24 protein-coding genes are annotated in these 25711 nt (G+C 65.0%); 16 read left to right on the top strand and 8 right to left on the bottom strand.

From position 1 onward, the window contains the following. Nucleotides 1-39: 39 nt before the first annotated feature. A complete protein-coding gene (locus B5483_RS06390; RefSeq protein ID WP_079729760.1) occupies nucleotides 40-732 on the top strand; it encodes a DUF4396 domain-containing protein in 693 nt (230 codons plus the stop codon). Here the strand turns inward: B5483_RS06390 and B5483_RS06385 are convergent. Then, on the bottom strand, nucleotides 716-1000 hold the full coding sequence (locus B5483_RS06385) for a DUF2165 family protein (protein ID WP_245828837.1): 285 nt from the start codon (nucleotides 998-1000) through the stop codon (nucleotides 716-718). The two genes, B5483_RS06390 and B5483_RS06385, sit on opposite strands and share 17 nt — an antisense overlap. Nucleotides 1001-1118: 118 nt before the next feature. On the opposite strand from B5483_RS06385, the gene ligA reads away from it, so the two are divergent. After that, nucleotides 1119-3209 (top strand): NAD-dependent DNA ligase LigA, encoded by a 2091-nt coding sequence (ligA, locus tag B5483_RS06380; protein ID WP_245828853.1) that lies wholly within the window; start codon nucleotides 1119-1121, stop codon nucleotides 3207-3209. A 64-nt stretch (nucleotides 3210-3273) separates the two neighbouring features. Here the strand turns inward: ligA and sciP are convergent, their stop codons facing one another. The 3 genes from sciP to blaMIM all read right to left on the bottom strand — a co-directional run bounded on the left by sciP (nucleotide 3274) and on the right by blaMIM (nucleotide 5951). Further along, nucleotides 3274-3576 carry a CtrA inhibitor SciP gene (gene sciP / locus B5483_RS06375; RefSeq protein WP_054947191.1) on the bottom strand — a complete coding sequence of 101 codons (303 nt, stop codon included), beginning with the start codon at nucleotides 3574-3576 and terminating at the stop codon, nucleotides 3274-3276. 558 nt (nucleotides 3577-4134) lie between these two features. Further along, nucleotides 4135-5034: a 50S ribosomal protein L11 methyltransferase gene (locus tag B5483_RS06370; RefSeq protein ID WP_054947192.1), complete on the bottom strand. Its 900-nt coding sequence runs from the start codon at nucleotides 5032-5034 to the stop codon at nucleotides 4135-4137. Then, complete coding sequence (gene blaMIM, locus B5483_RS06365; protein WP_079729758.1) at nucleotides 5031-5951, bottom strand: MIM family subclass B3 metallo-beta-lactamase; 921 nt, start codon at nucleotides 5949-5951, stop codon at nucleotides 5031-5033. Before blaMIM ends, B5483_RS06370 begins: the two co-directional genes overlap by 4 nt. A gap of 149 nt (nucleotides 5952-6100) precedes the next feature. On the opposite strand from blaMIM, the gene sdhC reads away from it, so the two are divergent. The 7 genes from sdhC (at nucleotide 6101) to B5483_RS23645 (ending at nucleotide 12908) form a co-directional block, all read left to right on the top strand. After that, nucleotides 6101-6496, top strand: coding sequence for a succinate dehydrogenase, cytochrome b556 subunit (gene sdhC / locus B5483_RS06360; RefSeq protein WP_054947221.1), 396 nt, complete (start codon nucleotides 6101-6103; stop codon nucleotides 6494-6496). A 12-nt stretch (nucleotides 6497-6508) separates the two neighbouring features. Continuing rightward, a complete protein-coding gene (gene sdhD / locus B5483_RS06355) occupies nucleotides 6509-6895 on the top strand; it encodes a succinate dehydrogenase, hydrophobic membrane anchor protein (protein WP_054947194.1) in 387 nt (128 codons plus the stop codon). Continuing rightward, nucleotides 6895-8703 (top strand): succinate dehydrogenase flavoprotein subunit, encoded by a 1809-nt coding sequence (sdhA, locus tag B5483_RS06350; protein WP_054947195.1) that lies wholly within the window; start codon nucleotides 6895-6897, stop codon nucleotides 8701-8703. Before sdhD ends, sdhA begins: the two co-directional genes overlap by 1 nt. Continuing rightward, nucleotides 8666-9406, top strand: coding sequence for a hypothetical protein (locus B5483_RS06345; RefSeq protein WP_245828835.1), 741 nt, complete (start codon nucleotides 8666-8668; stop codon nucleotides 9404-9406). Before sdhA ends, B5483_RS06345 begins: the two co-directional genes overlap by 38 nt. Before the next feature lie 201 nt (nucleotides 9407-9607). Next, complete coding sequence (locus B5483_RS06340; protein WP_054947197.1) at nucleotides 9608-10804, top strand: S8 family serine peptidase; 1197 nt, start codon at nucleotides 9608-9610, stop codon at nucleotides 10802-10804. A 62-nt stretch (nucleotides 10805-10866) separates the two neighbouring features. After that, on the top strand, nucleotides 10867-11265 hold the full coding sequence (locus B5483_RS06335) for a BlaI/MecI/CopY family transcriptional regulator (RefSeq protein WP_054947198.1): 399 nt from the start codon (nucleotides 10867-10869) through the stop codon (nucleotides 11263-11265). Next, nucleotides 11262-12908, top strand: coding sequence for a M56 family metallopeptidase (locus B5483_RS23645; RefSeq protein ID WP_079729756.1), 1647 nt, complete (start codon nucleotides 11262-11264; stop codon nucleotides 12906-12908). The genes B5483_RS06335 and B5483_RS23645 overlap by 4 nt, the downstream gene beginning before the upstream one ends. Before the next feature lie 33 nt (nucleotides 12909-12941). Here the strand turns inward: B5483_RS23645 and B5483_RS06325 are convergent, their stop codons facing one another. Further along, nucleotides 12942-13613: a hypothetical protein gene (locus B5483_RS06325; protein ID WP_079729755.1), complete on the bottom strand. Its 672-nt coding sequence runs from the start codon at nucleotides 13611-13613 to the stop codon at nucleotides 12942-12944. Between the two features lie 51 nt (nucleotides 13614-13664). Next, entirely contained in the window at nucleotides 13665-14531 is an 867-nt protein-coding gene (ypfJ, locus tag B5483_RS06320) for a KPN_02809 family neutral zinc metallopeptidase (protein ID WP_079729754.1), read from the bottom strand. Between the two features lie 229 nt (nucleotides 14532-14760). Here ypfJ and B5483_RS06315 point away from each other — a divergent pair, with 229 nt between their 5' ends. From B5483_RS06315 to B5483_RS06300, 4 genes are all read left to right on the top strand, one after another. Then, nucleotides 14761-16281: a M20/M25/M40 family metallo-hydrolase gene (locus B5483_RS06315; protein WP_079729753.1), complete on the top strand. Its 1521-nt coding sequence runs from the start codon at nucleotides 14761-14763 to the stop codon at nucleotides 16279-16281. Between the two features lie 105 nt (nucleotides 16282-16386). Next, nucleotides 16387-17844 carry an IMP dehydrogenase gene (gene guaB, locus B5483_RS06310; RefSeq protein ID WP_054947203.1) on the top strand — a complete coding sequence of 486 codons (1458 nt, stop codon included), beginning with the start codon at nucleotides 16387-16389 and terminating at the stop codon, nucleotides 17842-17844. A 10-nt stretch (nucleotides 17845-17854) separates the two neighbouring features. Next, nucleotides 17855-19027 (top strand): RsmB/NOP family class I SAM-dependent RNA methyltransferase, encoded by a 1173-nt coding sequence (locus B5483_RS06305; protein WP_079729752.1) that lies wholly within the window; start codon nucleotides 17855-17857, stop codon nucleotides 19025-19027. A gap of 13 nt (nucleotides 19028-19040) precedes the next feature. Continuing rightward, on the top strand, nucleotides 19041-19583 hold the full coding sequence (locus B5483_RS06300) for a tetratricopeptide repeat protein (RefSeq protein WP_079729751.1): 543 nt from the start codon (nucleotides 19041-19043) through the stop codon (nucleotides 19581-19583). A gap of 89 nt (nucleotides 19584-19672) precedes the next feature. Here B5483_RS06300 and B5483_RS06295 read toward each other — a convergent pair whose 3' ends face one another. Further along, entirely contained in the window at nucleotides 19673-20155 is a 483-nt protein-coding gene (locus B5483_RS06295; protein ID WP_054947206.1) for an RNA pyrophosphohydrolase, read from the bottom strand. A gap of 250 nt (nucleotides 20156-20405) precedes the next feature. Here B5483_RS06295 and B5483_RS06290 point away from each other — a divergent pair, with 250 nt between their 5' ends. Together B5483_RS06290 and B5483_RS06285 are read left to right on the top strand one after the other, a co-directional pair. Then, nucleotides 20406-22352: a 2-oxoacid:acceptor oxidoreductase subunit alpha gene (locus B5483_RS06290; protein WP_079729903.1), complete on the top strand. Its 1947-nt coding sequence runs from the start codon at nucleotides 20406-20408 to the stop codon at nucleotides 22350-22352. A 3-nt stretch (nucleotides 22353-22355) separates the two neighbouring features. Beyond that, nucleotides 22356-23399, top strand: a complete 1044-nt coding sequence (locus B5483_RS06285) for a 2-oxoacid:ferredoxin oxidoreductase subunit beta (protein ID WP_054947207.1) — start codon at nucleotides 22356-22358, stop codon at nucleotides 23397-23399. 111 nt (nucleotides 23400-23510) lie between these two features. On the opposite strand, the gene B5483_RS06280 is transcribed toward B5483_RS06285, so the two are convergent. After that, on the bottom strand, nucleotides 23511-24227 hold the full coding sequence (locus tag B5483_RS06280; protein ID WP_054947208.1) for a phosphatase PAP2 family protein: 717 nt from the start codon (nucleotides 24225-24227) through the stop codon (nucleotides 23511-23513). A gap of 20 nt (nucleotides 24228-24247) precedes the next feature. On the opposite strand from B5483_RS06280, the gene B5483_RS06275 reads away from it, so the two are divergent. Then, on the top strand, nucleotides 24248-25666 hold the full coding sequence (locus B5483_RS06275) for a cryptochrome/photolyase family protein (RefSeq protein WP_245828833.1): 1419 nt from the start codon (nucleotides 24248-24250) through the stop codon (nucleotides 25664-25666). The last annotated feature ends 45 nt before the right edge of the window (nucleotides 25667-25711 follow it).

Raw genomic sequence — 25711 nt, 5'->3', positions numbered from 1 at the left:
GGTTCGGAGCCAATTGCCCTGCGAGCCGTTGCAGAGGGCATGGCGACGCTGCAATTTCCCTACTGGCTCCACGCGCTGTCCCTTGTCTCGCTGATCCTTGGCCTTGCCTGTGCCATCGTCATCGCGATCCATCAGCGAAGCCATCCGCCGAGAATGGCGGTCATGCAGTGGGTCTGGCCGCTGGCCGCGCTTTTCGGCAGCGCGATCTGGCTGGCGCTCTATTTCCGGGCACAGCGGGCAGACGAAGACGTGCCGATGTGGTTGACGGTTGCCAAGGGGGCAAGCCACTGCGGCGCGGGTTGCACACTGGGCGACATCATCGCTGAATGGTTGGCCTTCGCTTTCCCGGCGATTGTCGTCTGGCTGGGCTGGCACACGGTCTTTGCCGAGAAGACGTTCGCGGTCTGGATCCTCGATTACGTTCTGGCTTTCGGCATCGGCATAGCCTTCCAGTACTGGGCCATCGTGCCTATGCGGGACCTGTCTTTTGGCAAGGGCGTGACGGAGGCGGTCAAGGCGGACTTCCTTTCGATCGGCTCGTGGCAGGTGGGCATGTACGGCCTGATGGCCGCCGGACAGTTCCTCTGGTTCCGGCCCGCCTATGGCGACATCGCCGAAGTCGCCTCGCCCGAATTCTGGTTCCTCATGCAGATCGCCATGCTTGGCGGTTTCGTCACGGCCTACCCGGTGAACTGGTGGCTGGTGCGCGCCGGAATTAAGGAGCGGATGTAGCCTCTTCGCCGCACTGGTTGAGTACGATGAGCAGCAGGACGCCTGCGCCGATCTCCAGTGCGAATACGACGATCATGGCGACCACGACCAGCGCGGGCGACGCCACCGGTAGCAGCGTCACCGGATAGGCCTCCTGGTCGGCATGGCTGGTCACATAAGTGAAGATGGCCTGTGCAGCTTCGATATTGGCAATGTTGTGCATGACATAGAGCAGTGCCATGGCACCGAGAATGAGCGCGAAAAGCGCTTTGAGGAGCCTGTCTATCATGGCTATCTCCCTGTTGCCCGCCCGCAGGTTAACATGGGCCGGGACGAATAAGGAAACGGACCGCCAAGTGGCATCTGACAGCGAATCGATCACCGAAGCCGAAGCCGCCAACGAACTGATGCGCCTTGCGCGCCAGATCAACCGCGCCAATCGGCTCTACCATGCCGAGGACGCGCCGGAGATTCCCGACGCCGAGTACGACGCCCTCGTGCGCCGTAACGCGGAACTGGAAGCGGCTTTCCCGCATCTCGTGCGGCCGGATAGCCCTTCGAACCAGGTCGGTCACGAAGTCGCGGCCTCGCCGCTGTCCAAGGTTCGTCATGAAGTTCGCATGATGAGCCTGGACAATGCCTTCACCGATGAGGAAGTGGGCGAATTCGTTACCCGCGTGCGGCGTTTCCTTTCGCTCTCGGCCGACGAACCGGTGGTCATGACGGCCGAGGACAAGATCGACGGCCTGTCCTGCTCGCTGCGATACGAGGACGGCAAGCTGGTTCGCGCGGCGACGCGCGGCGACGGGCAGGTGGGCGAGGACGTTACCGCCAATGTCGCGCACATCCCGGACATCGTGCAGGAACTGAAGGGCGAGGGTGTGCCCGAAGTCTTCGAGGTGCGCGGCGAAGTCTATATGGAAAAGTCCGCCTTCCTCGCGCTCAACGAAGCGCTGATGGACGATGCGCGCAAGGCTGCCGAAGCCAAGGGCGAACCGCTCGACGAGAGCAAGGTCCGCCAGTTCGCCAACCCCCGCAATGCCGCTGCCGGTTCACTGCGGCAGAAGGACGCCAGCGTCACCGCCCGGCGTCACTTGCGCTTCTGGGCGCATGGCTGGGGCGCGGCGAGCGAAGTGCCGGGCGAGAGCCAGCACGAGGTGGTGCGCAAGATCGAGGGCTGGGGCCTGCCGGTCTCGCCCCAGTTCCGCCAGTGCCACTCGCTCGAAGAAATGCTTGCCGCCTATCGCGAGATCCGCGACGGTCGTCCTGACCTGCCGTTCGAGATCGACGGCGTGGTCTACAAGGTCGACCGGCTGGACTGGCAGCAGCGGCTTGGCTTCGTTGCGAAGGCGCCGCGCTGGGCGATGGCGCACAAGTTTCCTGCCGAGCGGGCCGAAACGACGCTGGAATCGATCGACATCCAGGTCGGCCGCACCGGCAAGCTGACGCCGGTCGGGCGGCTCAAGCCCGTGCTGGTCGGTGGCGTCACCGTCACCAACGTCACGCTGCACAACCGCGACGAGATCGCGCGGCTTGGTGTGCGACCGGGCGATACCGTAGTGCTGCAGCGGGCAGGGGACGTGATCCCGCAGGTCGTCGAGAACCTGACCCGCGAAGCCGAGCGCGAACCCTTCGATTTTCCCGATCATTGCCCCGAATGCGGTTCGGAAGCCGTCGCGGAGGAAGGTGAGGTAGACGTGCGGTGCACCGGCGGCCTGATCTGCCCGGCCCAGCGGACCGAGCGCCTCAAGCATTTCGTGAGCCGCGCCGCGCTCGACATCGAGGGGCTGGGCGAAAAGACCATCGACGAATTCTTCGCCAAGGGCTGGCTGGAAAGCCCCGCGGATATCTTCCGTCTCAAGGATCGCAGGGACGATATCCTCGCGCTTGATGGCTGGAAGGACAAGTCTGTGGAAAACCTGTTGAGCGCTGTGGAAAGCAAGCGCGAGCCCGATGCCGCGCGCCTGCTGTTCGGCCTCGGTATCCGCCATGTCGGCGCGGTCACCGCGCGCGACCTGATGAAGCGGTTCGAAACGCTGCCGGCCCTGCGCACCGTCGCCGAGAAGGCACATGTCAAGGAAGGCGAGGAACAGGCGGCAGAAGCTTCGGAAGCCTATGCCGAACTCACGTCCATCGACGGGATCGGTCCGGCCGTGGTCGAAGCGCTGGGCGACTTCTTTCACGAGGAGCACAACCGCGAGGTCTGGGACGACCTGCTCTCGCTGGTGTCACCGCCGCCTTTCGTCGTGGAGACCCGGGACAGCGCGGTTGCGGGCAAGACGGTGGTCTTTACCGGCAAGCTGGAAACGATGAGCCGCGATGAAGCCAAGGCTCAGGCCGAGCGCCTGGGGGCCAAGGCATCCGGATCGGTTTCGCCGAAAACGGATCTGGTCGTTGCCGGGCCGGGCGCGGGATCCAAGCTGAAGAAGGCGGCAGATCTCGGGATCGAGGTGATCGACGAGGCGCAATGGGCGGAAATCGTGAAGGCTGCCGGCTGAACACGCATCAGCCGCCTGTGCTCCGGTGATTTCCGCCCATCGACCGCTCCATGACCGGGGCCGGTCAGGCGCGGCGGCTCTGCCTTTCGTGGACCTGGCGATAGTGCTGAACACGGGTCGCGCGGAGCCCGGGCATGCCTTCGCGTTCGATCGCGCGCTGCCACGAGGCCAATTCCTCGAGGGTCAGGCCGTAGCGTTCGCAGGCTTCGGTCGCCGTCAGCAGCCCGCCGTTGACGGCTGCGACGACTTCCGCCTTGCGCCTTACGACCCAGCGCGACGTATTCGCTGGAGGCAGATTCTCTCGCTTGAGAGCTTCACCCAGGGGCCCGACGACCGTCTCAGGACGGGTCCGTTCAGTTTGCAGCATTTCATGCCTTTCGAGCTAGTTAGTACCAGCCCCCCTTGGCCTCGGATTCTTGGCTCAAAGTGTTAATGGCAGCTCACTTGAAATGGTTAATTCGGCCTTAGGCAATGAACTCCAAGAGTTTGAGTAACTTGAGTAATTTCCCCGAGGGCAGGTGGGCGACCGTTTACGTTCGCTTTACTTGTCTTAACCTCTCGATCCCGGTCCGGGATGCTTGCTCAAGTCCCTGAATTTACGCGGGAATGTGGTTTGCGTTGTGGGCGATGCGGGTGCGAGAGAGGTCTTGGCCGGCGCTGCGGCCCGGCCCTTGCCGGCGACGAAAAGGCCGGCGAAAGGGCCTGAAATGGCTTTTGGTCGGGGTAATCGGGACGACCTGCGCGAGAGGTGCGATGGGCTGTTGTCGAGAACTTCCGTTTGGCTCCCGGATGTCGCTCGCGTGGTGATCTCAGGGCGCGTTGCGGCGACCGGAGCGACGCTCCGGACGGAATCGAATTGACAGGGAGAGGCGTCCCGATGGACGGCTAAATGTTAAGCCGCCCATCGGGATCTATGCGCAGGGTCCTAGCGGCGCTTGCGCAACCACAAAATCGACCAGTCGCCGTTCACGAGCCGCGCTGCGAGTCGCATACCCGTCCTGCGGCACGCGGAGCGCACGGCGGCTTCCTGGGTCTCGAGCAGGCCGGCCAGGACAAGGTGGCCGCCCGGGACCAGCGAGGTCGCGAAGTCCGGGGCGAGGCTGACCAGCGGCCCTGCCAGGATGTTCGCCATGATCAGGTCGTAGGGCCCGCGCGCTGCAAGCAGGGGGTGGTTCATGCCGTCGGCCACCGTCATCACCAACTGACCGCCACGCGGCCCCATTGCGATGCCATTCGCCGCGGCATTGTCGCGCACGACGTCGACGCAGACCTGGTCGATGTCGCTGGCGGTGGCGAGTGCCGAGGGCCACAGTGTCAGCGCGGCGAAGGCGAGCAGGCCGGTGCCGGTGCCGATGTCGGCGCAGTTGCGCACGACCACGCCCTGCTTGCGCATGTGCGTAAGCATCGAAAGGCAGCCTGCTGTCGTGGCGTGCTGGCCCGTGCCGAAAGCCTGGCTGGCAGGAATGGTGAAGTCGGTCACGCCGGGTTCGTTCACGGCCGGGTGTTCGGGCGTATGGACGTGAAAGCGGCCAGCCCGGATCGGCTCAAGACCCTGCTGGCTGGTGACGAGCCAGTCGGTGTCGGGCAATTGCTCGACGATCAGTTCCGGGACATTGCCAGAAAAGAGTGCGGCGATCGCGCCTTTCTCCGCGTCGCCCGGTTCGTCGGCGAGCCAGGCTTCCAGTTGCCAGTCGTCAGGCTTGTCCTCGGCGATTTCGCTTCCGGACAGGACGATCTGCGGGTCCCAGTCGAAGGCGTCTTCATGGGCGACGAGAGCACCTTCGATGACGCTACGTGGGGCAAAGGCGGTAATCTTCCAGCTCATTTCCCGGCCTCCCCGGTTTCGCCGGCAAGGCGCTTGGCGAAATAGGCTCCCGCTGCCTGCGAATAGGCGGCACAGGCCTGCGCGTTCACCAGCGGGGCCTTGCCCGAGAGACGGTCGAACAGGTTGCTGGCCGAAGGGTGGGGCGTGACGAGAATGTCGCAGGGCAGCTGCGCGATTCGCGACAGGCCGGTTTGGATCCGCGCAATGCGATCGGGATGATCGGAAAAGCGATAGCCGTCTGCCGAGATCGTCGTGGCGCTGTCCGCATAGGCGATCATCTTGCAGGTGAAGGCTTCGTCGCAGGCCTGCCAGGTCCAGCTTGCCGAACCGGGTGAGTGGGCCGGAGTGGCATGAACCGTCAGGGCAAGCCGGCCAAGCGTAACCGAGTCCCCGTCAACGAGGCTGCGCGCGACAGGGGCGGGCGCAAAGCCCTCGATCTGGCCTGACTGCGGGTCGTCGGCAGAAGGCTTGCCGCTTTCCAGCACCTGTCGTGCCGAAGCCAGCGCGGCGACCTGGGCACCGGTGGCCTTCTGCAGTTCGGCGATGCTGCCGACATGGTCGTGATGTTCGTGACTGGTGAGAATCCAGCGCACGTCGGCGGGATCGAAGCCCAGCTTGCGGATGTTGGCGAGCACCAGCGGAGCGGCATCGGCCGGGCCGCTGTCGATCAGCACGTGCCCTTCATCCGAAGTGACGAGGACCGAGGCGATGCCGCAGGTGCCCACGTACCAGGTGTTGCCATATATATGCGCAGGTGGTGCAGGGTGAGACCAGCCTTCGGGCCCGTCCATGCCTGCACAGGCGCTCGACAGTTTGGGGGAGGGCGCAACGGCCGCCTTGTCGCGGGCCTGCGCAATCGAGGGGGTGGCGGCGGCGACCAGCGCTGCCAGCACCAGGTTATTGACGATGCGACTCATGGTCGCCGCTTTAGGCCCCACCCGTTACATAGGCCAGTAGGCGAGCGATAAGTTGCCTTGCGGAACTTGCACGCTGCCGTGATTTGGCTAAGGGGACTTCGACGAAGGCAGTGTCACTGGCTGCCGCAGGCAAGGGGATTCGCAAGAGCATGGCAAACGCCGGTACCAAGAACCGTCCGCTGTCGCCGCACCTCCAGATCTGGCGCTGGGGTCCGCACATGTTCGTTTCGATCATGCATCGCGTGACCGGAAACGGATTGGCTTTCGCAGGACTGGGCGTGCTGTTGTGGTGGCTTGGCGCACTCGCAAGTGGGCCCGCCGCTTACGCGACTTTCGCGTGGGCGATGACCACTCCGATCGGCTACATCGTGCTGGTCGGCATCTCCTGGGCTTTCTTTACCCACATGATGAGCGGCCTGCGCCACTTCGTGCTCGACATCGGCGCCGGCTTCGAACTCAAGACGAACCGCACCTGGTCGATCCTTTCGCCGGTCCTGGGCGTGGTTCTCACCGTCGCCTTCTGGGCGATCCTGCTGCTTCGCTGAGGAACGAAAACAATGGGTAACGGAACATCCATCGGCCGCGTCCGCGGCCTCGGCTCGGCCAAGACCGGTCCGCACCACTGGCTGGTGCAGCGTTTCACCGCCATCGGCAACCTGCTGCTGGTTCTCTGGCTTGCGGTCTCGATCCTGCTCCTGCCGGACCTGACCTATGCTTCGGTTTCCGAGTGGCTTGCCACGCCGGTTCCGGCAACCGCGATGGCGCTGCTGGTCGTGTCGACCTTCTGGCACGCGCGCCTCGGCCTCCAGGTCGTGGTCGAGGACTACGTCCATGAGCACGCCAACAAGTTCGCCTGCATCGCCGCCCTGAACCTTGCCGCATTCGCTGGCGCCGCCTTCGGCGTCTTCTGCGTCGTCCGCCTCGCGCTGGGAGCCCACGCCTGATGTCCGCCCCTGCTTACAAGATCATCGACCACATCTATGACACCGTCGTCGTCGGCGCCGGTGGTTCGGGTCTGCGCGCCACGATGGGTTCGGCCGAAGCCGGCCTGAAGACCGCGTGCATCACCAAGGTTTTCCCGACCCGTTCGCACACCGTTGCGGCACAGGGCGGCATCGCCGCCTCGCTGTGCAACAACACGCCGGACCACTGGACCTGGCACATGTACGACACCGTCAAGGGGTCTGACTGGCTGGGCGACCAGGACGCCATCGAATACATGGTGCGCGAAGCCCCGGCCGCGGTCTACGAGCTGGAGCATGCCGGTGTGCCCTTCAGCCGCAATGCCGACGGCACGATCTACCAGCGCCCGTTCGGCGGCCACATGCAGAACATGGGCGAAGGCCCGCCGGTGCAGCGCACCTGCGCCGCCGCCGACCGTACCGGCCACGCCATGCTGCATGCGCTGTACCAGCAGTCGCTGAAGTACGACGCGGACTTCTTCATCGAATACTTCGCGATCGACCTGATCATGGACGGCGGCAAGTGCGTCGGCGTGATCGCGCTGTGCCTCGATGACGGCTCGATTCACCGTTTCCGCTCGCAGGCCGTCGTGCTCGCGACCGGCGGTTACGGCCGCAGCTACTACACCGCCACTTCGGCCCATACCTGCACCGGCGACGGCGGCGGCATGGTCCTGCGCGCGGGCCTGCCCCTGCAGGACATGGAATTCGTGCAGTTCCACCCGACCGGCATCTACGGCGCGGGCGTGCTCATCACCGAAGGCGCGCGCGGCGAGGGCGGCTACCTCACCAACTCCGAGGGCGAGCGCTTCATGGAGCGTTACGCGCCTTCCGCGAAGGACCTCGCCTCGCGCGACGTCGTCTCGCGCTCGATGGCGCTGGAAATCCGCGAAGGCCGCGGCGTCGGCCCGCACAAGGACCACATCTACCTGCATCTCGATCACATCGATCCCAAGGTGCTGGCAGAGCGTCTCCCGGGCATCACCGAGAGTGGCAAGATCTTCGCAGGCGTCGACCTGACCCGCCAGCCGCTGCCGGTCGTCCCGACCGTCCACTACAACATGGGCGGCATTCCCTGTAACTACCACGGCGAAGTCGTGACCATCGGTCCGGACGGCAATCCGGACACCGTGGTTCCGGGCCTCTTCGCGGTGGGCGAGGCTGCCTGCGTCTCGGTTCACGGCGCCAACCGCCTGGGCTCGAACTCGCTGATCGACCTCGTGGTTTTCGGCCGTGCGACCGGTCACCGCCTCAAGGAAATCGTCAAGGCCGGCGCTGCGCAGCCCGAACTGCCGAAGGACTCGGCAGACATGTCGCTCACCCGCCTCGACCACTTCCGCAACGCCAACGGCGGTTCGCCGACGGCGGAAGTGCGCACCGAGATGCAGCGTACGATGTCGGCTCACGCCGCGGTGTTCCGCACCGATGAACTCATGGTCGAAGGCAAGCAGAAGCTGGCCGCAACTTATGAGCGCATGCAGGACATCAAGGTCACCGACCGCGGCCTGATCTGGAACTCGGACCTGGTGGAAACGCTGGAACTCGACAACCTGATCTCGCAGGCTTCGGTCACGCTGCATGGCGCCCAGGCGCGCAAGGAAAGCCGCGGTGCCCACGCGCACGAGGACTTCCCGAACCGCGACGACGCGAACTGGATGAAGCACACCGTTGGCTGGTTCAACGGCTGGGGCGGCAAGGGTGGCGAAGTCCGTCTCGACTATCGCCCGGTCCACGAATACACGCTGACCGACGATGTCGAGTACATCAAGCCCAAGGCGCGCGTTTACTAAGACCATGGCGGGGCGCGCGGCGATCCTGAAATCCTGGGTCGCCGCCGCGCCCCTGCTTGCCCTGCTTCACCCGGCCCCCGTCGCCGCGAAGCAGGAGCCTGCCGCCCAGGAGGTGGCTGAGCCTGCATCGATTGCCGGCACTTACGACGGTTCGCGGACGGAAATGGCTGCCTGGCTGGAACTGGGCGAGGATGGCCGTTACCGCTATGCGCTGAGCTACGGCGCTGTTGACGAATATTCGACGGGAACCTGGACCCGACAGGACGGCGGCATCGTCCTGAACAGCGATCCTTCCACGCCGCCGCAATTTGAATTGCTGGGCACCGAGCAGGGATCGGGCGCACCCGATGCCGTGACGCTCCACCTCGAAGGGAACGGCAACCTGCCGGTCTCGCTGTTCAGCGCCATCGTCGAACGCGCTGACGGGACCGGCACGATCGCCGACTTTTCCGATGGCGCTATCCAGATTCCGGTTTCCGACAGTGACCAGCTTCTTTCGATAAGCCTCGCCCTGCCGATCTTCGAAGTGCGCGGGGAACCGATCCCGGTGCCGCAGCCATCGGGCAAGTCTCTGTATTTTGCGTTCCATGCCAATGACCTCGGTTTCAAGGCGTTCGACCATACGGGCCTGTTCGAGAGCGACGGCATGTTCCTGCTTGAACGCTACGGACGGGAAATAACCTTCCGAAAGGTCTCGGAGTAGGCGAACCCGGCGCAGCTGCCGCGGGGCTTTACCTGAATCAGTCCAGACGCTTGCGCCAAGCGTTGGGTTGCAGCCCCTTGTCGTCAATAGTCCGCAAGTCGCTATACCCTTGCCGAATTGCCGAATTGTCTCCGATGACTTATCCTGATCGCATCAAAAAGAAGGCGTGAGGTGGGTTCAGGGATACTCGGGAGGGGCGATATGATAGGTCGAGCAAGGTTTTTCGTTGCCGCTGCAGTTTCGGCATTCATCGCCACGCAGCCGGCAGGGGCGCAGCAGATCGGCGATCCTGTTCCGAACACTTTCCTGTGTACCTTCAAGCCCGGACCGATCACCGCGACGTATGCGGCGAACATGGCCGTTCAGGCCACTGGCGGGCGCCTCCTTCACGTCTATTCCGCCTTGCTGAACGGCTTTGCCATCCGCGCATCGGCGCAGGCCATTGCACAATTGCTGGACAAGGACCTCGACCTCTCCTCCTGCACGCAGGCGCACTATGTCGGTTTGCCGGATGGAGAAGCCGGTGCGACGGCCATGCCTTCGCGCGGGGGACCTCCGGGAAGCGGTGGCGGAGGAGGGGGCGGCAATGGCGGCAGTGGCAGTGGGGAAACGATCCCCTGGGACATCCAGCGCGTGGGCGGCCCGGGGACGCCCAATGGCAGGCTGGCCTGGGTCGTCGATACCGGTGTCGGCCCGAACACCGATCTTGTGATCAATGGGGGCCTGAGCAGGTCCTTTCTGACCGGTGACACTCTTGGCGGTAACACGGTCTCCTACGCCGACTTCAACGGCCACGGCACGCACGTTGCCGGGACAATCGCGGCGATCAGGGGCAATGGCATCGGGATTGCCGGGGTGGCGGCCGGGGCCACGGTGGTATCGGTAAGGGTCCTGGACTCGCTGGGCGTTGCGCCGGATACCGATGTGCTGGCGGGTCTCAATTACGTTGCCACGGCTGGCACGGCAGGCGATGTTGTGAACCTTAGTCTCAACGCGGATCCCAATTCGACCGTTCTCGACCAGGCCGTTGTGAATTTGGCCGCTGTCGGCTTTCACGTGGTGATGGCGGCAGGCAACGATAATGTGGACGTCGACATCAGGAAGGTGTCTCCGGCCGACCAGAATGGGACCGGGCTCTACACCGTTTCTGCATCCGACAAGCGCGACCGGAAGGCTTCGTTCTCCAACTATGGCGGTTCCGTCGACTGGGCCGAACCGGGCGTCGGAATTGTTTCGCTCGTCCCGAACAGCACCGGTACGACTTCCAAGGACGGAACCTCGATGGCTGCGCCCCATCTCTCGGGCATCCTGTTGACCGGCAATGCCACTGTTGTGTCGGGCGGAACGGTTTCCGGCGACCGGGACGGCAGTCCCGATCCGATCGGAGTGCTGCCCTGATCGGTCGATGCCGTTCATCCGGCGTTCATGTTTACAGACGTAATCGATTACGTCTGTAAACGATGGAGGTGAGGGTGTCCGACGAGTCCGTGCAGCCCGAGCGCATCTCGGAAGCCGAGCATGCGGTGATGGAGGCGCTGTGGGAACGCAGCCCGCTCACCGCCCAGGAAGTCTGCGAAGAAGTCTGCGGTCCGCGCGGCTGGAGCCTTGCGACGGTCAAGACGCTGCTCTCGCGTCTTGTCGCCAAGCAGGCCGTCGCTACCGAGCCGGACGGCAAGCGCTTCCTGTATTCACCGAAAATGGCGCGCGAAGCTTATGTCGGGACTGAAAGCCGCCGCCTCGTCGACCGCCTGTTCGGCGGACGCGCGGCTCCGCTCTTCGCCCATCTTGCGCAGAACGAAGCACTGACGGAAGATGACATTGCCGAGATCGAGGCCCTGCTGAAGGAGCTCAAGTCATGATCGCGTGGCTCACCGATACGCTTGTGATGACCGGTGTGCTGATGGCGCTGGTGCTCGTGGTTCGCCGCCCGGTCGGGCGCTGGTTCGGTCCGGCGGCGGCCTACGCGCTCTGGGCGCTGCCGATGGTGCGCTTTCTATTGCCACCGCTGGCTCTGCCGCAGGGCCTGCTGCCGCGGCCCGAAGTGACGATTGAGCCGATCGTGGCGAGTGCGATGATCGTGGCTCCGGCCTCGGTGGAGCTTGCGGAGATTTCGGCGGGGCAGGGTCCTTCCACCACGGCAGTTCCCGTTGTGGCAGCGGCCGATCCCGGCCTTCTGGCGCAAGCGCCCTGGGCCGGTATGCTGATTGCGCTCTGGCTTGGCGGTGCTGCCGTATTCCTGTGCTGGCGTGCCTGGAGCTATGCGTCCATGCGGCGCGAATTGCTGGCGGGGGCACGACAGGTGGCGCAGGCCGAAGGCGTGCGCATCGTCGAGAGCCCGGCCGCTGGCGCGCCGCTCGCCTTCGGCATCTTCGACAAGGTCGTCGCTTTGCCGACCGGGTTTCTGGCCGAGACGGACTCCGAAAGTTCCGACTTCGCGATTGCCCATGAACTGGAGCATCACGCGGGCAACGACCTGATCGCGATTATCGCTGTCCAGCCGCTTTTCGCGCTCCATTGGTTCAACCCGTTGGCATGGGCGGCATGGCGGGCGCTGCGCGGCGATCAGGAGGCGGCGTGCGATGCGCGGGTCATGGCCGGTTGCGATCGCAAGACTCGGGCGCGTTATGGCAGGCTCATTGCTTCCTATGCCGCTGGCTCGCGCGTCACGCTGGCGGCTCCGATCGCCGGGCCGCTGGGTGGCGACAAGCCGATCATTCACCGCCTCAAGGCTCTGGCCTGCAACGACATTTCGCCGGCCCGCCGCGTGCTGGCACGAAGCCTCTTCGCCGTATCGCTCGTGGCCGTGCCGATGACGGCGACGGTCAGCTATGCAGCGATGGAAGAGCCCGAGATTCCCGAATCGCCGGAACCCCCGGCGCCTCCCGTCCCGCCGGAACCGCAACAGGCGCCCGAGCCGCCTTCGGTTTCCGATTTGCACGGAACGGGCAACGTGAGGGTACCGCCTGAACCCCCGGCTCCTCCGGCCCCTCCGGCCCCGCCGTCAGCCGTCGCCGAGGCTCGGCAGGAAGCCGAACTGCATCGTGCCGAAGCCGAAGTGGAACGCCACACCGCCGATGCCGAGCGTTGGGCTGCCGAGGCCGAACGGCGCGCAGCCGAAGTCGAGCGCAGTGCCGCACGGGCGTTGACCCGCGCCCCGCAAGTGAGCGAGACTGTCTCGCCCGATGGCAAGGTCCGCCACATCCGCATGGTGACGAAGGACGAAAATGGCCGGAACGTCCTGACCAGGGAAATGGTCATCGATGAAACCTGCCCTGCCGACAGTCCGCGGGCTGAAGAGGCGAACGGCCAGAGCAGGTCCCTCCGGATCTGTGCGGGTGAGCCGAAGGGCATTCACAGGGCCGTGATCAAGTCGCTCCAGTCCGCCCGCGCGGCAGTCGTCACCGACCGCACCATCAAGGAAGATGTGCGCAGCGAGATCCTGCTCGACCTCGACCGGGAAATCGAGCGGGCGCGCAGGGGTATGGGTGTGAGCAAGAGCTGATCCGGGCCGGGCAGGGCAAGCTCTCGCGTTTGATCAGGGAATCTTCTGGACGACCGGTTCGGAAACGATGGGAACGCCGGCGCTTGTCGTCTCCTGCGCCTTGTCGTCCTGCTTTTCCTCATCCTTGCGCTCTTCCTGCGCCTTCCTGTCGTCGTCCTTCTTGTCATCATCCTTCTCGTTCTGGGCGAGATAGGCGTTGATCACCTTGGGCGTTGCGGGTGAGGCGGGGTAGGCGCAGCCGCGCTGCGCGCCGACTCCCTTGAGGAAGCCGCGACGGGCGAGGCCCGCCTGGATGGCGGTGCGCACGGCGCGCTCCTGGGCATTGGCGCCTGACAGTTCGCGGATCAGCCCGCGGAAAGGAATGAATGAGCTGACCACCCACTTGGCGACGCGACCGGCGCTGACCCGGTCGCGGGCCTCCTGCGGCAGGTCCACGTCGGGTCCGAGGATCGCGTCGAGCCGCTCCACCGCGGCAATCAGCTGCTTGCACCTGCCAAGGTCTGTCAGGTCGTAGGGCTTGTCGATCGCCTCGATCAGGATGGGCGGAATTTCTTCCTTGGTGATGTTGAGGTCGGTGGTGGGCGTCTTGGCGACGTCCATGACGTCGGGGTCGCTGTCCGTGATCGGCTTGTCCTGGCTGCGAGCCTCTGCATGGCCGAGCGAGAGCGCGGCGGCCACGGTTACCAGGAAACACGATCTGAGCACTTCAATCCTCCAGGCCAGTTCCGCGCGGGAGACCGGGCCCAGCCATCTCCCCTACTGTTGATTGAACGTATCGCAGGCGTCCTCGTTCCCGGTCTCGATCCCGCGCCGCAGCCACTTCATGCGCTGGACGCTGCTGCCGTGGGTGAAACTCTCCGGGCTGACCGAGCGGCCCGCCCCTTGCATCAGGGCATCGTCACCGATGGCGCTGGCGGCGGTCATGCCTTCCTCCATGTCGCCCGGTTCGATCAGGTCGGCATGCTTGCCGGCCCAGACGCCCGCGTAGCAGTCCGCCTGCAGTTCCATGCGCACCGACAGGGCATTCGCCTGTGAGGGGTTCTGCTGCTGCGCGCTGCGAACCTTCCGGTCGAGGCCGAGCAGGCTCTGCACATGGTGACCGTATTCATGGGCGATCACGTAGTAGCGGGCGAAGTCGCCGCGCGCGCCGAGCTGGCGGTCGAGCTGGTCGTAGAAGGAGGTGTCGATGTAGATGCCCCGGTCGGCCGGGCAATAGAATGGTCCCATTGCGCTTTGCGCCGCGCCGCAGCCGGTTCGGGTGCCGCCGGTGAAGAAGTTGAGCGTCGGCTGGTCGAACGGGATGTTCGCCTGCGCGAACAGCGGCTGCCATGTCCGGTTGAGCGAATCGAGCGCGTTGCACGCTTCCAGCGAATAGGCATTGGCTTCGCAGATCGCGGTGGCATCGCCCGGGGCCGCGCGGCTGTCGGTCGAAGGCTGCTGCTGTTGCTGCACTTCGCTGATGGTGCCGAGCATCTGCGCCGGATCGAGCCCGAAGACGAAAGCGCCGATCAGGACGAGGACAATCGAGCCGCAACCCAGCTTGGCTCCACCGCCACCGGGAAAGCCGCCGCCACCGCCCCGGCGGACCTTGATATTTGCAGGATCGAACCGGTTCAGCCGCATGATTTGTTATCCTTTCCCGCCCGTTACGCCATCCGGCCGGGCACCGGACCGGCAGGATCGAACCTGCCTATCCGGACTGCTATCGAAAGTGAAATTGAATTGCCTGCCGTCGGTTCCCTCCCGTGCGTGCGGCACTGCTGCAACGCTGTGGCCCCTGGACGGGCAAAAACGACTGGGATCGCGAAGTTTTCTGAGACTTGCGGAATTTACGTCGTATAGAAGAGCAGCAATGAATTGGGGTCCAGTGACAGGTTCGATGCGAACGATCAGGGCTATCGCTCTTGGCCTGCTTTTCGTTGCTTTTGCGTCCGCGCCTGTCCCCGCACTCGCTGCAAGCTCGCGGGTCGACCGCGAGATCCAGGCCCAACTTCTCGCCCAGATCAAGGTGCTCGCCAGCGACGATTTCGACGGACGCGAGCCGGGTACCGAGGGCGAGGCGAAGACCTTGCGCTACATCGCGAGGCAGTGGTTCGACATCGGCCTCGTTTCCGGAACCAACGATCCGGGCAACGAATGGTTCATGCCGGTCACGCTCGTTGCGCGCGAACCGGCAGCCTCCAACGCGACTTTCCAGCGCAAGGGCTATCGCACCGCCATTTCGCCGCGCAACGTGCTGGTGCTGACCTCGGGTCATCGCAGCCTCGTGCGCAATGCGCCGCTGCTTTTCGTCGGCCGGGTGCGTGGCGACGCGTTTACCCGCAACGAATTGGCGGGCCGGATCGCGGTGATCCTCGACGGCAGCCGCCCCGACAGCGAGCGGCAGAACGAACTGCTGGCACTTGGCGCCTCGGCAGTGCTGACCGTGCTCGACGGCGATCGCAGCCTCGAGCAGGTCGCCGCGCGTCGCAAGCGCTCCGGTTACGCACTGTCCGACGATGCGATCGGCGGTGACCTTGAGGCATTCATCACCCGCGAAGACATGACGACCCTGCTCAAGGGTACTTCGCAAAGCCTCGAAGGGCTGGAGAAACTGGCCGATGCGGAAGACTTCGCGCCGATCACCCTCGACCTGACAGCCTCGCTCGAGGCGACGACGCGCGAAACCACGATCCACACGCACAACCTGATCGGCAAGCTGCCCGGACGCCATCCCGAGGCCGGCGCCGTGCTCTACGTGGCGCACTGGGATCACTTCGGCGAATGCGGCGAGCCGACCTCGGAGGACCGGATCTGCAATGGCGCGGTCGACAATGCCAGCGGGGTTGCGGCGATGACAGAAGTGGCACGCCGTCTTGCCCGGGGCCAGCCGCTCGACCGCGATGTCTATTTCCTGGCAACGACGGCAGAGGAACTGGGCCTGCTGGGCGCCCATGCCTTCGCCGAGAATCCGCCGCTCCCGCTCACCCGGATCGTTGCGGCCTTCAACATCGATTCGGTTGCCATTGCCCCCAAGGGCACGCCCTTCGCCATTGTCGGGCGCGGGATGACCGCGCTCGATGCGGATATCGCCAAGGTCGCGAAGGCAGAGAAATTTCGCCTGCGGGACAACGACGACGCCAACGAATTCGTCAAGCGCCAGGACGGTTGGGCCCTGCTGCAGCATGACATTCCCACTGTCATGGTGACCACCGCCTATGGCGACATCGACCGGATGCGCGCCTTTTTCGACGGGGATTATCATAGACCTAGCGACGATCTTTCGCATCCCATCGAACTGGGCGGGGCCGTCCAGGACGTGAAGATGCTGACTGCGCTCGGTCGCTGGTTCGGGGATCTGCGCAAGGTGCCGGTGGAGCCCGGCGCCGGATGACCGGCAATCCGTGCCACCTTGGCGAAATCAGGCACTAGCCCAATTGGGCACCTTTGATTACATGGGCCGCCACGATTCTCCCCCGCACAAGGCATGGTGGCACACATGGAAATCCAGCTCGGACTTACTTTCGACGACGTCCTGCTGCGTCCGGCAAAGTCCGACATCGTCCCGACCCAGGCCGATACCCGCACGCGTCTCACCCGCGAAATCGGTCTCAACATCCCGGTTATTTCCTCGGCGATGGATACCGTTACCGAAGCCGACATGGCGATCGTCATGGCGCAGATGGGCGGCATCGGCGTTCTTCACCGCAACCTCACGATCGAGGAACAGTGCGCCGCGGTCCGCGCGGTCAAGCGCTTCGAAAGCGGCATGGTGGTCAACCCGATCACGATTTCGCCCGATGCGACGCTTGGCGAGGCACAGGCGATCATGCTTGCCAACCGCATCAGCGGCATCCCGGTCGTCGAAGGTCCCGGCAAGCTGGTCGGCATACTGACCAACCGCGACGTGCGCTTCGCCGACAACCCGAACCAGCCGGTCCGCGAGCTCATGACCCATGAGAACCTCGCGACGGTTCAGGTCGGCGTTTCGCAGGAAGAGGCGCGCCGCCTGCTTCACCACCGCCGCATCGAAAAGCTGCTGGTCGTCGACGATTCCTTCCACTGCGTCGGCCTGATCACGGTCAAGGACATCGAGAAGGCCGTCACGTATCCCGACGCCACCAAGGACGCCGCCGGCCGCCTGCGCGTTGCTGCGGCAACGACCGTGGGCGACAAGGGCTTCGAGCGCACCGAGGCGCTGCTAGCCGCTGAATGCGATGTCGTCGTGATCGACACCGCGCATGGCCACAACAGGGACGTCGCGCTGGCCGTCGAGCGCGTGAAGAAGCTGTCGAACTCGGCACAGGTCATTGCCGGCAACATCGCCACGGCCGAAGCGGCCCGTGCGCTGATCGATGCCGGTGCGGACTGCGTGAAGGTCGGTATCGGCCCCGGCTCGATCTGCACCACCCGCGTCGTCGCCGGTGTCGGCGTGCCGCAGCTGACCGCGATCATGGATGCCGCAGAGGAAGCCGACAAGTCGGGCGTCCCGGTCATCGCCGATGGCGGTCTGCGTACTTCTGGCGATGCGGCCAAGGCGCTTGCCGCCGGTGCCTCGACGATCATGGTCGGCTCGATGCTGGCCGGTACCGAGGAAGCCCCGGGCGAGACGTTCCTGTATCAGGGACGCGCCTACAAGTCGTACCGTGGCATGGGCTCGGTCGGCGCGATGGGTCGCGGATCGGCGGACCGCTATTTCCAGGGCGATATCAAGGACCAGATGAAGCTCGTGCCCGAAGGCATCGAGGGTCAGGTGGCCTTCAAGGGCCCGGCCAAGGATGTCATCCACCAGCTCGTGGGCGGTGTGAAGGCTGCCATGGGCTACACCGGTTCGGCCACCATCGAGGACATGCGCAAGAACGCGCAGTTCGTGCGCATCACCAATGCCGGCCTGCGCGAGAGCCACGTCCACGACGTCACCATCACCCGCGAGGCGCCGAACTACCCGTCGCGTTGAGGGGCGGGCGATGACGCCCGCCGCCCGCGTTCAGGCCGCGATCGAGATCCTCGATCTCGTGATTGCCGCCGTGCGCGCCAATGGCGCGCCTGCCGACCGGCTGATCGCCGACTGGTTCCGTGCGCGCCGCTTTGCCGGCAGCAAGGACCGCAGGGCCGTGCGCGAGCTGGCCTACCGGGCGATCAGGGCCTGCGGCGAAGTGCCCGAGACCGGCCGCGCGGCGATGTTGCGTGTCGCGGCCGAGGACCCCGTCATCGCCTCCCTGTTCGACGGATCGCGCCATGCCCCGGCGCCTGTCGAACCGGATGAGCCAAGGGCCGAAGGCGGGATCGCGCCCGGCTGGTTGCAGGATCGCCTTGCTGCCAGCGGGGTGATGCCAGACGACGCGGCTTCTTTGCTCGACCGCGCGCCGCTCGACATTCGCGTCAATACGCTGCGGGCAGGGCGCGTGACCCTGCCTCAGGGCGGCGAGCGGACCGTCGCCGCGCATGGCTGGCGCTATCCGCCCGAAACCCGCATCGAGCAGTCCGATGCCTATGTGGCGGGTGCCATCGAGGTGCAGGACACCGGATCGCAGCTGACCTGCGAGGCGGTGGCGGCAAAGCCGGGCGAGACGGTGATCGACTTGTGCGCCGGGGCCGGCGGCAAGACCCTTGCGCTGGCGGCAGCGATGGAAAATCGGGGCAAGCTGATCGCCTGCGACGCCGACCGCACGCGCCTGTCGCGATTGGCTCCGCGGGCGGAACGCGCGGGAGTGACGATGGTCGAGACCGTCCTGCTCGATCCCGGCCGCGAGGTCGAGGCGCTGGCGCCTTGGCGCGGCAGGGCCGATGCGGTGCTTGTCGATGCGCCCTGTTCGGGAACCGGTACCTGGCGACGCAACCCGGAAGCGCGCTGGCGTCTCACGTCCAGGCAGCTCGAACGCTATGTCGCGATCCAGTCGCGCCTGCTCGATGTTGCGGCGGGGCTGGTCCGGCCCGGTGGACGCCTCGTATTCGTGACCTGCTCGCTGCTGGACGAGGAAGGGGCCGATCAGGCGAGCGGCTTCCTGGCCCGCAATCCCGGTTGGCGGGCCGACATCCCGGCGCTTGCCGCCGGAACCGAGCGCGGCTCCGGCCTGCGCCTCTCACCGTATCATGACGGGACCGACGGCTTTTTCGTCGCACGTATGACTTGCGTATGATAGCGTAATCCCCATGATGAGGACGAAACCCTCGGCCAAGGACATGCTGATGCGTTACACGCCCGCTGCCATTGCTCTTTCGCTTCTCGTTGCCGTTTCTTCCAGCGCCATCCTCTCCGAACCCTCGGAGGCGCTCGATCCGCGTGCCGCGAAGCTCATGAGCGAAGGACGCGCCGCCGTCTCTTCCGGAAAGCTGCAGGCCGCGATCGATGCCTATGAAGCGGCGCTGACCGTCGAACCGGGCGATGTCTCGGTGCTGGTCGCGCTGGCCGAAGCCACCCGGCGCACCGGCATGCAGGGCAAGGCCGTGCACTACTACCGCATGGTGCTGGCCTCCGACCCGCGCAATCTAGATGCGCTTGCCGGTGAAGGCATGGCGCTGGCCGAAAAGGGCGCGACCGAAAAGGCGAACCGCAACCTCGCCCGGCTCGAAGCGCTTTGCGGCAATTCCTGCGCGGCCACGGAAAAGCTCGCTGCGGCCATCGCCAAGGGGCCAAGCCCGCGCATGGTCACTGCCGAGGCCGTGACGCCCAGGCCCATCGTCAGCGAAAACTGATCGCATGCCGGCCGTTACGCTGAAACGTCTTCAGCATGACGGCCGATGTGCGTCAATATGTCAGGTGAGAGCGTGCGTGTTGAGCGCGCTCAGATCAGCGCGCGAAACTCTTCAACGACAGAGCGATAGACGCGCTTCTTGAATGGCACGATGAGGTCCGGAAGCAGGGCGGCCTCGACCCATTTCCAGTCGCAGAATTCGGGCGGATTGTGCGCCTCGAGATCGACGTCTTCATCGCTGCCCTCGAAGCGGGCGAGGAACCAGTGCTGGCGCTGGCCGCGGTACTTGCCCTTCCAGAGCTTGCCCAACAGTTCGTCGGGCAGGTCGTAGAGCAGTTCTTCCTTGGTGCGGCTCAGGATCGTCACGTGCCGTTCCGTTACGCCGGTTTCCTCGTGAAGCTCGCGCAGGGCCGCTTCGCGCAGATCCTCGCCGTCGTCGACGCCGCCCTGGGGCATCTGCCACCAGTCGCCTTCCTTGGTGTCGATCCGCTTGCCGACGAACACTTTGCCGTCAGCGTTGACGAGCATGACGCCGACGCAGGGGCGATAGGGCAGGGACGAGAAATCGTTCATCGAGAATAAGGATTCCGTGGGTTATGAGGGGATGCGGCGGGAGAGAAGGGATGCTGCAATAGCCGGTCCGCGCAACGCATGAAACAGAGAATGACCGAAGGCGATGCTCTTGACTAGCGTCTTTTATGGTTCTCTTGCGGAAATGACAGGTTTGTCCGCCTGAGAGATTTTCTAAATTGCACCCGGGCCCCGGAAAGCCCACGTGCACAGAGGCAAGAGCAGTTCCGGCGTGCAGCCGAAGAGGAAAATGATGGCATCAATTACAGCCGAACAGGAAAAGCCGGCTTCCGTGCAGGAAGCATCGCCCGAAGCCGTCGTCGTGCGCTTCGCTGGCGACTCGGGCGATGGTATGCAGCTCACCGGCGGTCAGTTCACGCTGTCGACCGCACTGGCAGGTAACGACCTGGCGACTTTCCCGGACTTCCCGGCGGAAATTCGCGCACCGCAGGGGACGCTGTTCGGCGTCTCGGCTTTCCAGATCAACTTCGGTTCGAGCGAGATCACGACCGCGGGCGACGCGCCCGACGTGCTCGTGGCGATGAACCCGGCCGCTCTGAAGACCAATGTCCAGGCGCTCAAGCCCGGCGGTCTCGTCATTGCCGACACCGGCGAGTTCTCCAAGCGCAACCTCGACAAGGCGAAGTACGAGACCAGCCCGCTCGAGGATGGCAGCCTCGCCAAGTGGGACGTGCTCGCCTTCGACATCTCGGCGCTGACGCTCGAGGCGGTGAAGCCGTTCGGCCTTGGCAACAAGGAAGCGCTGCGCTGCAAGAACATGTGGACGCTGGGCCTGGCCCTGTGGATGTTCGACCGCGACCGTGAGCCGCTGGTGAACTGGCTGAAGACCAAGTTCGCCAAGAACCCGGTCCTCGCCGATGCCAACATCGCCGCGCTCAATGCCGGCCATGCCTATGGCGAAACCGCCGAACTGGCCGGTCCGCTCAAGAAGCTGCACATCGATCCGGTGCCGTCCGAACCGGGCCTCTATCGTACGATTACCGGCGCGGAAGCTGTCTCGCTTGGCCTCGTCGCCGGTGCGCAGCTGGCGGAACTGCCGATGTTCTTCGGCGGCTACCCGATCACCCCGGCTTCGGCGATCCTTCACAACCTCGTGAAGATGAAGGAATTCGGCGTCACCACCTTCCAGGCGGAAGACGAGATCGCTGCGATCTGCTCGGCCATCGGCGCATCCTACGCCGGTCAGCTCGGCGTCACCTCGTCCTCGGGCCCGGGCATCGCGCTCAAGGGTGAGGCCATGGGCCTTGCGATCATGACCGAGCTGCCGCTCGTCATCGTCAACTCGCAGCGCGGCGGTCCTTCGACGGGCCTGCCGACCAAGACCGAGCAGTCGGACCTCTATCAGGCGGTCTACGGCCGCAATGGCGACGCGCCGCTGCCGGTTATCGCTGCCCGCTCGCCGGCCGACGCCTTCGAGTGCGCCATCGAGGCCTGCCGCATCGCCACCCAGTTCATGACCCCGGTCATGCTGCTGACCGATGGCTATATCGGCAATGCTTCGGAGCCGTGGCTGGTGCCCGATCCGTCGACCTTCGAACCTTTCCCGGTCAAGTTCCTCGAGGACACCAACAACCCGGACGGCAAGGTTCTTCCCTACAAGCGGGACGAGCGTGGTGTGCGTCCGTGGATCAAGCCCGGCACGGCCGACCTGATGCACCGCGTCGGCGGCATCGAGAAGGCCATCGACACCGGTGACCTCGACTATTCGCCCGCGACGCACCAGGCCCAGACCGATGCGCGCAAGGCGAAGGTCGATGGCATTGCCGCGGCCGTGCCTGCACAGGATGTCTGCCTCGGCAACGAGAACGGCAGGCTTGCGGTGGTCGGCTGGGGTTCGACTTACGGTCCGATCCACCAGGCGGTGCGTCGTGCGCGCCGCAAGGGCTACGACGTCAGCCACATCCACGTCCGCCACGTCTGGCCGCTGCCGGCCAACATGGGCGACTTGCTTGCCGGTTTCGAGAAGGTGCTCGTCCCCGAGATGAACACCGGCCAGTTCAAGACCGTGCTGCGCGACCAGTTCCTGGTCGATGCCGTGCCGCTCAACAAGACCAGCGGCCAGCCTTTCGCCATCGCCGAGATCGAGGAAGCCATTGCATCCTTCTTCGATGGCGTGCCCGGCCATGCCGAAGGCGAAGTGCCCGTCAACGATACCCAGCTCCCGAATCCGGAGGCCTGAGCCATGAACGACATGACCCCCATCCAGACCACGCTCAAGGACTGGGAATCCGATCAGGAAGTCCGCTGGTGCCCCGGCTGCGGCGACTACGCGATCCTCAAGGCCGTGCAGCGCACCCTTCCGATGATCGGCGCCGATCCGAAGAACACCGTGTTCGTCTCGGGCATCGGCTGCTCCAGCCGCTTCCCGTACTACGTCGAAAGCTACGGCTTCCACACGATCCACGGCCGCGCCCCGGCCTTCGCCACCGGCATCAAGCTCGCCAATCCCGAGCTCGACGTATGGCTGGTCACCGGCGACGGTGACGGCATGTCGATCGGCGGCAATCACACAATGCACGTGCTGCGCCGCAATCTCGACTGTCAGATCATGCTGTTCAACAACGAGATCTACGGTCTGACCAAGGGCCAGTACTCGCCCACCAGTCGCGTCGGCACCAGCTCGCCGACGTCGCCGGTCGGCTCGGTCGACCGGCCGGCACTGCCCTGCGCCTTCGCGCTGGGTTCGGGCGCTCGCTTCGTGGCGCGCGGTTACGACGTCTCGAAGGACCTGCCCGAAGTGCTCAAGGCGGCCCACGCCCACAAGGGGGCGGCCTTCATCGAGATCTTCCAGAACTGCATCGTCTACAACAAGGATCGCTTCGACGACTTCACCGCCAAGGGGGTGGCAGCCGAGAACCAGATCTGGTGCACCGACGGTGAGCCGCTGCTTTTCGCCAAGGGTACCAAGGGCCTTTCGCTCGATCATGACACGCTGACCCTCAAGGTCGTAGATGTCGTCGACGGTGACTGGCAGGCAGCCGACGTTGCGGTTCACAACGTGAAGAACCGTGGCCTTGCGCACATGCTGGTCGAAATGCCCTTCGGTCCGTTCCCGATGGCGCTGGGCGTGATCTACGACGATCCGCGTCCGACCTTCGAAGGCGAAGTCGTGGCCGAACGCGCGAAGCTGATCGAAGGCAAGACTGCCAACCTGGGCAAGCTGCTCTCGAAGGGCCAGACCTGGACTGTCGAGGAAAAGGACGCAGCGCACGGGCTGATGGACTGATGACGCCGGGGTGAGAGCGGCCCGAGGGCCGCTTTCACCTCGCGCTCATGGGCGGCCCCGAAGGGGTGCCGCGACTACTTCTCCAATTTCGAATCCTGGCGCGGCGCAATTTCAATCGCGCTCCGCGTGTTCCAGGCGATCGGCCGTCATCTGTGCGGGCCGATAGAGCAGGGCAGAGGCGGCGAAGGCCCAGCCTGCGCCGCCCAGCCATCCCGCGATGACGTCGCTCGGCCAATGGACTCCAAGCCAGACCCGGCTCCAGGCAATCGCCATGCTGGCCAGCACGGCGCCAGCGATCACCGTCATGCGTACCGATTGCCGCGGGCTCAGCGCCGCGAAGGCAAGGGCCATGGCGATATAGACGACGGCGGAGTTGAAGCTGTGGCCGCTGGGAAAGCTCATCCCGCCGGCCTCGGTGAGATGGGGCACGATTTCCGGCCTTGGCCTGCCGACCAGGATCTTGGCCGTACTGTTCGCGATCAGGCCGCCGATTACGGTCAGGGCCAGCAAAGCGGCTTCGCGCCGCAGCTTCAGGAAGAGCAGGGCGACGACGGCGCAAAGCGTGAACAGGTTGCGCAGCAGGGTGCCACCCAGGGCAGTGACGTCGCGCACCGCTTCGAGCAGGCGCGTCGGCCCGACCGGGCGCAAGTCGCTGTCACGCCAGAACAGCAGGCCGGCCTTGTCGATCGCGGTAATGTGTCCCGTCTCGACCGCCCAGACCATCATCGCGAGGCCGAGCCAGCACAGGCCTGCGGCGATCAGTGCCTTCCGCGGATCGATCCGGTAACTGGAACTCGGAAAGCTTGCGGATTTGTCTGCGCCTACCATAGGGTCAAGGAACGTCTCAGATGCAATCGCGTTCCGGTCCCATGTCAGCCCAATCGTCAACCAATTCTCACCCTCCTGTCATCGTCTGGTTTCGCCGTGACCTGCGGCTGTCGGACCAGGCGGCACTGGCCGCAGCCGCTGCCCTGGGCCCGGTCGTGCCGGTCTATGTCCTCGACGACGAGACGCCCAGGCACCGGGCCATGGGCGGCGCTTCGCGCTGGTGGCTGCACTACAGCCTGGAAAGCCTCGATGCTACCTTGCGGGAAAAGGGTTCGCGGCTGATCCTGCGCAAGGGCAAGTGCGAGGACGTGCTGGCGGCGCTGGCGCAGGAGACCGGCGCCAGCCAAGTCCATGCCCTGCACCATTACGAGCCGTGGTGGCGCAATGCGGAGAAAGGCGTCGGCAAGTGCCTGACCCTGCATCTGCATCACGGGAATTATCTTGCCCCGCCCGGAACGGTCACGACGGGCTCTGGGAACCCCTACAAGATCTACACCCCGTTCTGGCGGGCGTTGAGCGAGCGTATGCCGCCGCCCGAACCGCAGCGCCGGCCGCAGAAGATTGCAGCGCCCGATAGCTGGCCTGCATCCGATAAGCTCGACGACTGGGGTTTGCTGCCGACCCAGCCCGACTGGGCGGGCGGCATGCGCGACATGTGGGAGCCGGGCGAGGACGGCGCGAAGAAGCGCCTGCGCGCCTTTGTCGATCAAGCCTCGCGCTACGAAGGGCAGCGGAACCTGCCGGCGGTGGAGGGCACTTCGTTCCTGTCTGGGCATCTGCACTTCGGTGAAGTTTCTCCGGCGCAGGTCTGGCATGCAACCGCGTCGGCGGGCGGGTCGGTCGCCACCTTCCTGGGCGAGATCGGCTGGCGCGACTATGCGCAGAACGTAATCCTGCAGTTACCCGACTATGGCAGCCGTTCGGCACGGGATACCTTCGACAACTTCCCCTGGCGCTCCGGAAAGGAGGCGCAGGAGGATCTTCGCGCCTGGCAGAAGGGCAGGACCGGTTACCCCATCGTCGATGCCGGGATGCGCCAGCTCTGGCATACCGGCTGGATGCACAACCGCGTGCGGATGATCGCGGCCAGTTTCCTCATCAAGCACCTGCTGATCGACTGGCAGGAAGGGGAGCGGTGGTTCTGGGATACACTGGTCGACGCCGACTATGCCTCGAACGCGGTAAACTGGCAGTGGACGGCCGGATCGGGCGTCGATTCCAACATGTTCGTGCGGATCATGGCGCCGCTCTCCCAGTCGGAGAAATTCGACGCGGCTGCCTATATCCGCGAATGGGTGCCGGAACTTGCGGACCTGCCCGATGCCGAGGTCCACGATCCGGGACCGATGTACCGGCCCAAGGGCTATCCGGCGCGGATTATCGAACATCGTGCCGCCCGGGAGCGGGCGCTGGCGGCCTGGGAGAAGGCAAAAGGCTGACTGCAAAGGTTGCTGATGGATTGCCCCGCCGTGAGTTTGTGTTCA

Origin of the sequence: Novosphingobium mathurense (assembly GCF_900168325.1) — a bacterium.
In the GTDB taxonomy this organism is placed as follows: domain Bacteria; phylum Pseudomonadota; class Alphaproteobacteria; order Sphingomonadales; family Sphingomonadaceae; genus Novosphingobium; species Novosphingobium mathurense.
This window is presented reverse-complemented; position numbering and strand designations above follow the sequence as displayed.

Excerpts from the sequence above, each read along its gene's own strand:
- B5483_RS06285 (WP_054947207.1), top strand. The coding sequence starts at position 22,356 with ATGAACGACATGACCCCCATCCAGACCACGCTCAAGGACTGGGAATCC.
- ligA (WP_245828853.1), top strand. The coding sequence starts at position 1,119 with ATGCGCCTTGCGCGCCAGATCAACCGCGCCAATCGGCTCTACCATGCC.
- B5483_RS06335 (WP_054947198.1), top strand. The coding sequence starts at position 10,867 with ATGGAGGTGAGGGTGTCCGACGAGTCCGTGCAGCCCGAGCGCATCTCG.
- B5483_RS06385 (WP_245828837.1), bottom strand. The coding sequence starts at position 1,000 with ATGATAGACAGGCTCCTCAAAGCGCTTTTCGCGCTCATTCTCGGTGCC.
- guaB (WP_054947203.1), top strand. The coding sequence starts at position 16,387 with ATGGAAATCCAGCTCGGACTTACTTTCGACGACGTCCTGCTGCGTCCG.
- B5483_RS23645 (WP_079729756.1), top strand. The coding sequence starts at position 11,262 with ATGATCGCGTGGCTCACCGATACGCTTGTGATGACCGGTGTGCTGATG.
- B5483_RS06315 (WP_079729753.1), top strand. The coding sequence starts at position 14,761 with ATGAATTGGGGTCCAGTGACAGGTTCGATGCGAACGATCAGGGCTATC.
- sdhA (WP_054947195.1), top strand. The coding sequence starts at position 6,895 with ATGTCCGCCCCTGCTTACAAGATCATCGACCACATCTATGACACCGTC.
- sciP (WP_054947191.1), bottom strand. The coding sequence starts at position 3,576 with ATGCTGCAAACTGAACGGACCCGTCCTGAGACGGTCGTCGGGCCCCTG.
- B5483_RS06305 (WP_079729752.1), top strand. The coding sequence starts at position 17,855 with ATGACGCCCGCCGCCCGCGTTCAGGCCGCGATCGAGATCCTCGATCTC.
- B5483_RS06370 (WP_054947192.1), bottom strand. The coding sequence starts at position 5,034 with ATGAGCTGGAAGATTACCGCCTTTGCCCCACGTAGCGTCATCGAAGGT.
- B5483_RS06275 (WP_245828833.1), top strand. The coding sequence starts at position 24,248 with ATGCAATCGCGTTCCGGTCCCATGTCAGCCCAATCGTCAACCAATTCT.
- sdhD (WP_054947194.1), top strand. The coding sequence starts at position 6,509 with ATGGGTAACGGAACATCCATCGGCCGCGTCCGCGGCCTCGGCTCGGCC.
- B5483_RS06390 (WP_079729760.1), top strand. The coding sequence starts at position 40 with ATGGCGACGCTGCAATTTCCCTACTGGCTCCACGCGCTGTCCCTTGTC.
- B5483_RS06280 (WP_054947208.1), bottom strand. The coding sequence starts at position 24,227 with ATGGTAGGCGCAGACAAATCCGCAAGCTTTCCGAGTTCCAGTTACCGG.
- sdhC (WP_054947221.1), top strand. The coding sequence starts at position 6,101 with ATGGCAAACGCCGGTACCAAGAACCGTCCGCTGTCGCCGCACCTCCAG.
- B5483_RS06290 (WP_079729903.1), top strand. The coding sequence starts at position 20,406 with ATGGCATCAATTACAGCCGAACAGGAAAAGCCGGCTTCCGTGCAGGAA.
- B5483_RS06345 (WP_245828835.1), top strand. The coding sequence starts at position 8,666 with ATGTCGAGTACATCAAGCCCAAGGCGCGCGTTTACTAAGACCATGGCG.
- blaMIM (WP_079729758.1), bottom strand. The coding sequence starts at position 5,951 with ATGAGTCGCATCGTCAATAACCTGGTGCTGGCAGCGCTGGTCGCCGCC.
- B5483_RS06300 (WP_079729751.1), top strand. The coding sequence starts at position 19,041 with ATGATGAGGACGAAACCCTCGGCCAAGGACATGCTGATGCGTTACACG.
- B5483_RS06340 (WP_054947197.1), top strand. The coding sequence starts at position 9,608 with ATGATAGGTCGAGCAAGGTTTTTCGTTGCCGCTGCAGTTTCGGCATTC.
- ypfJ (WP_079729754.1), bottom strand. The coding sequence starts at position 14,531 with ATGCGGCTGAACCGGTTCGATCCTGCAAATATCAAGGTCCGCCGGGGC.
- B5483_RS06295 (WP_054947206.1), bottom strand. The coding sequence starts at position 20,155 with ATGAACGATTTCTCGTCCCTGCCCTATCGCCCCTGCGTCGGCGTCATG.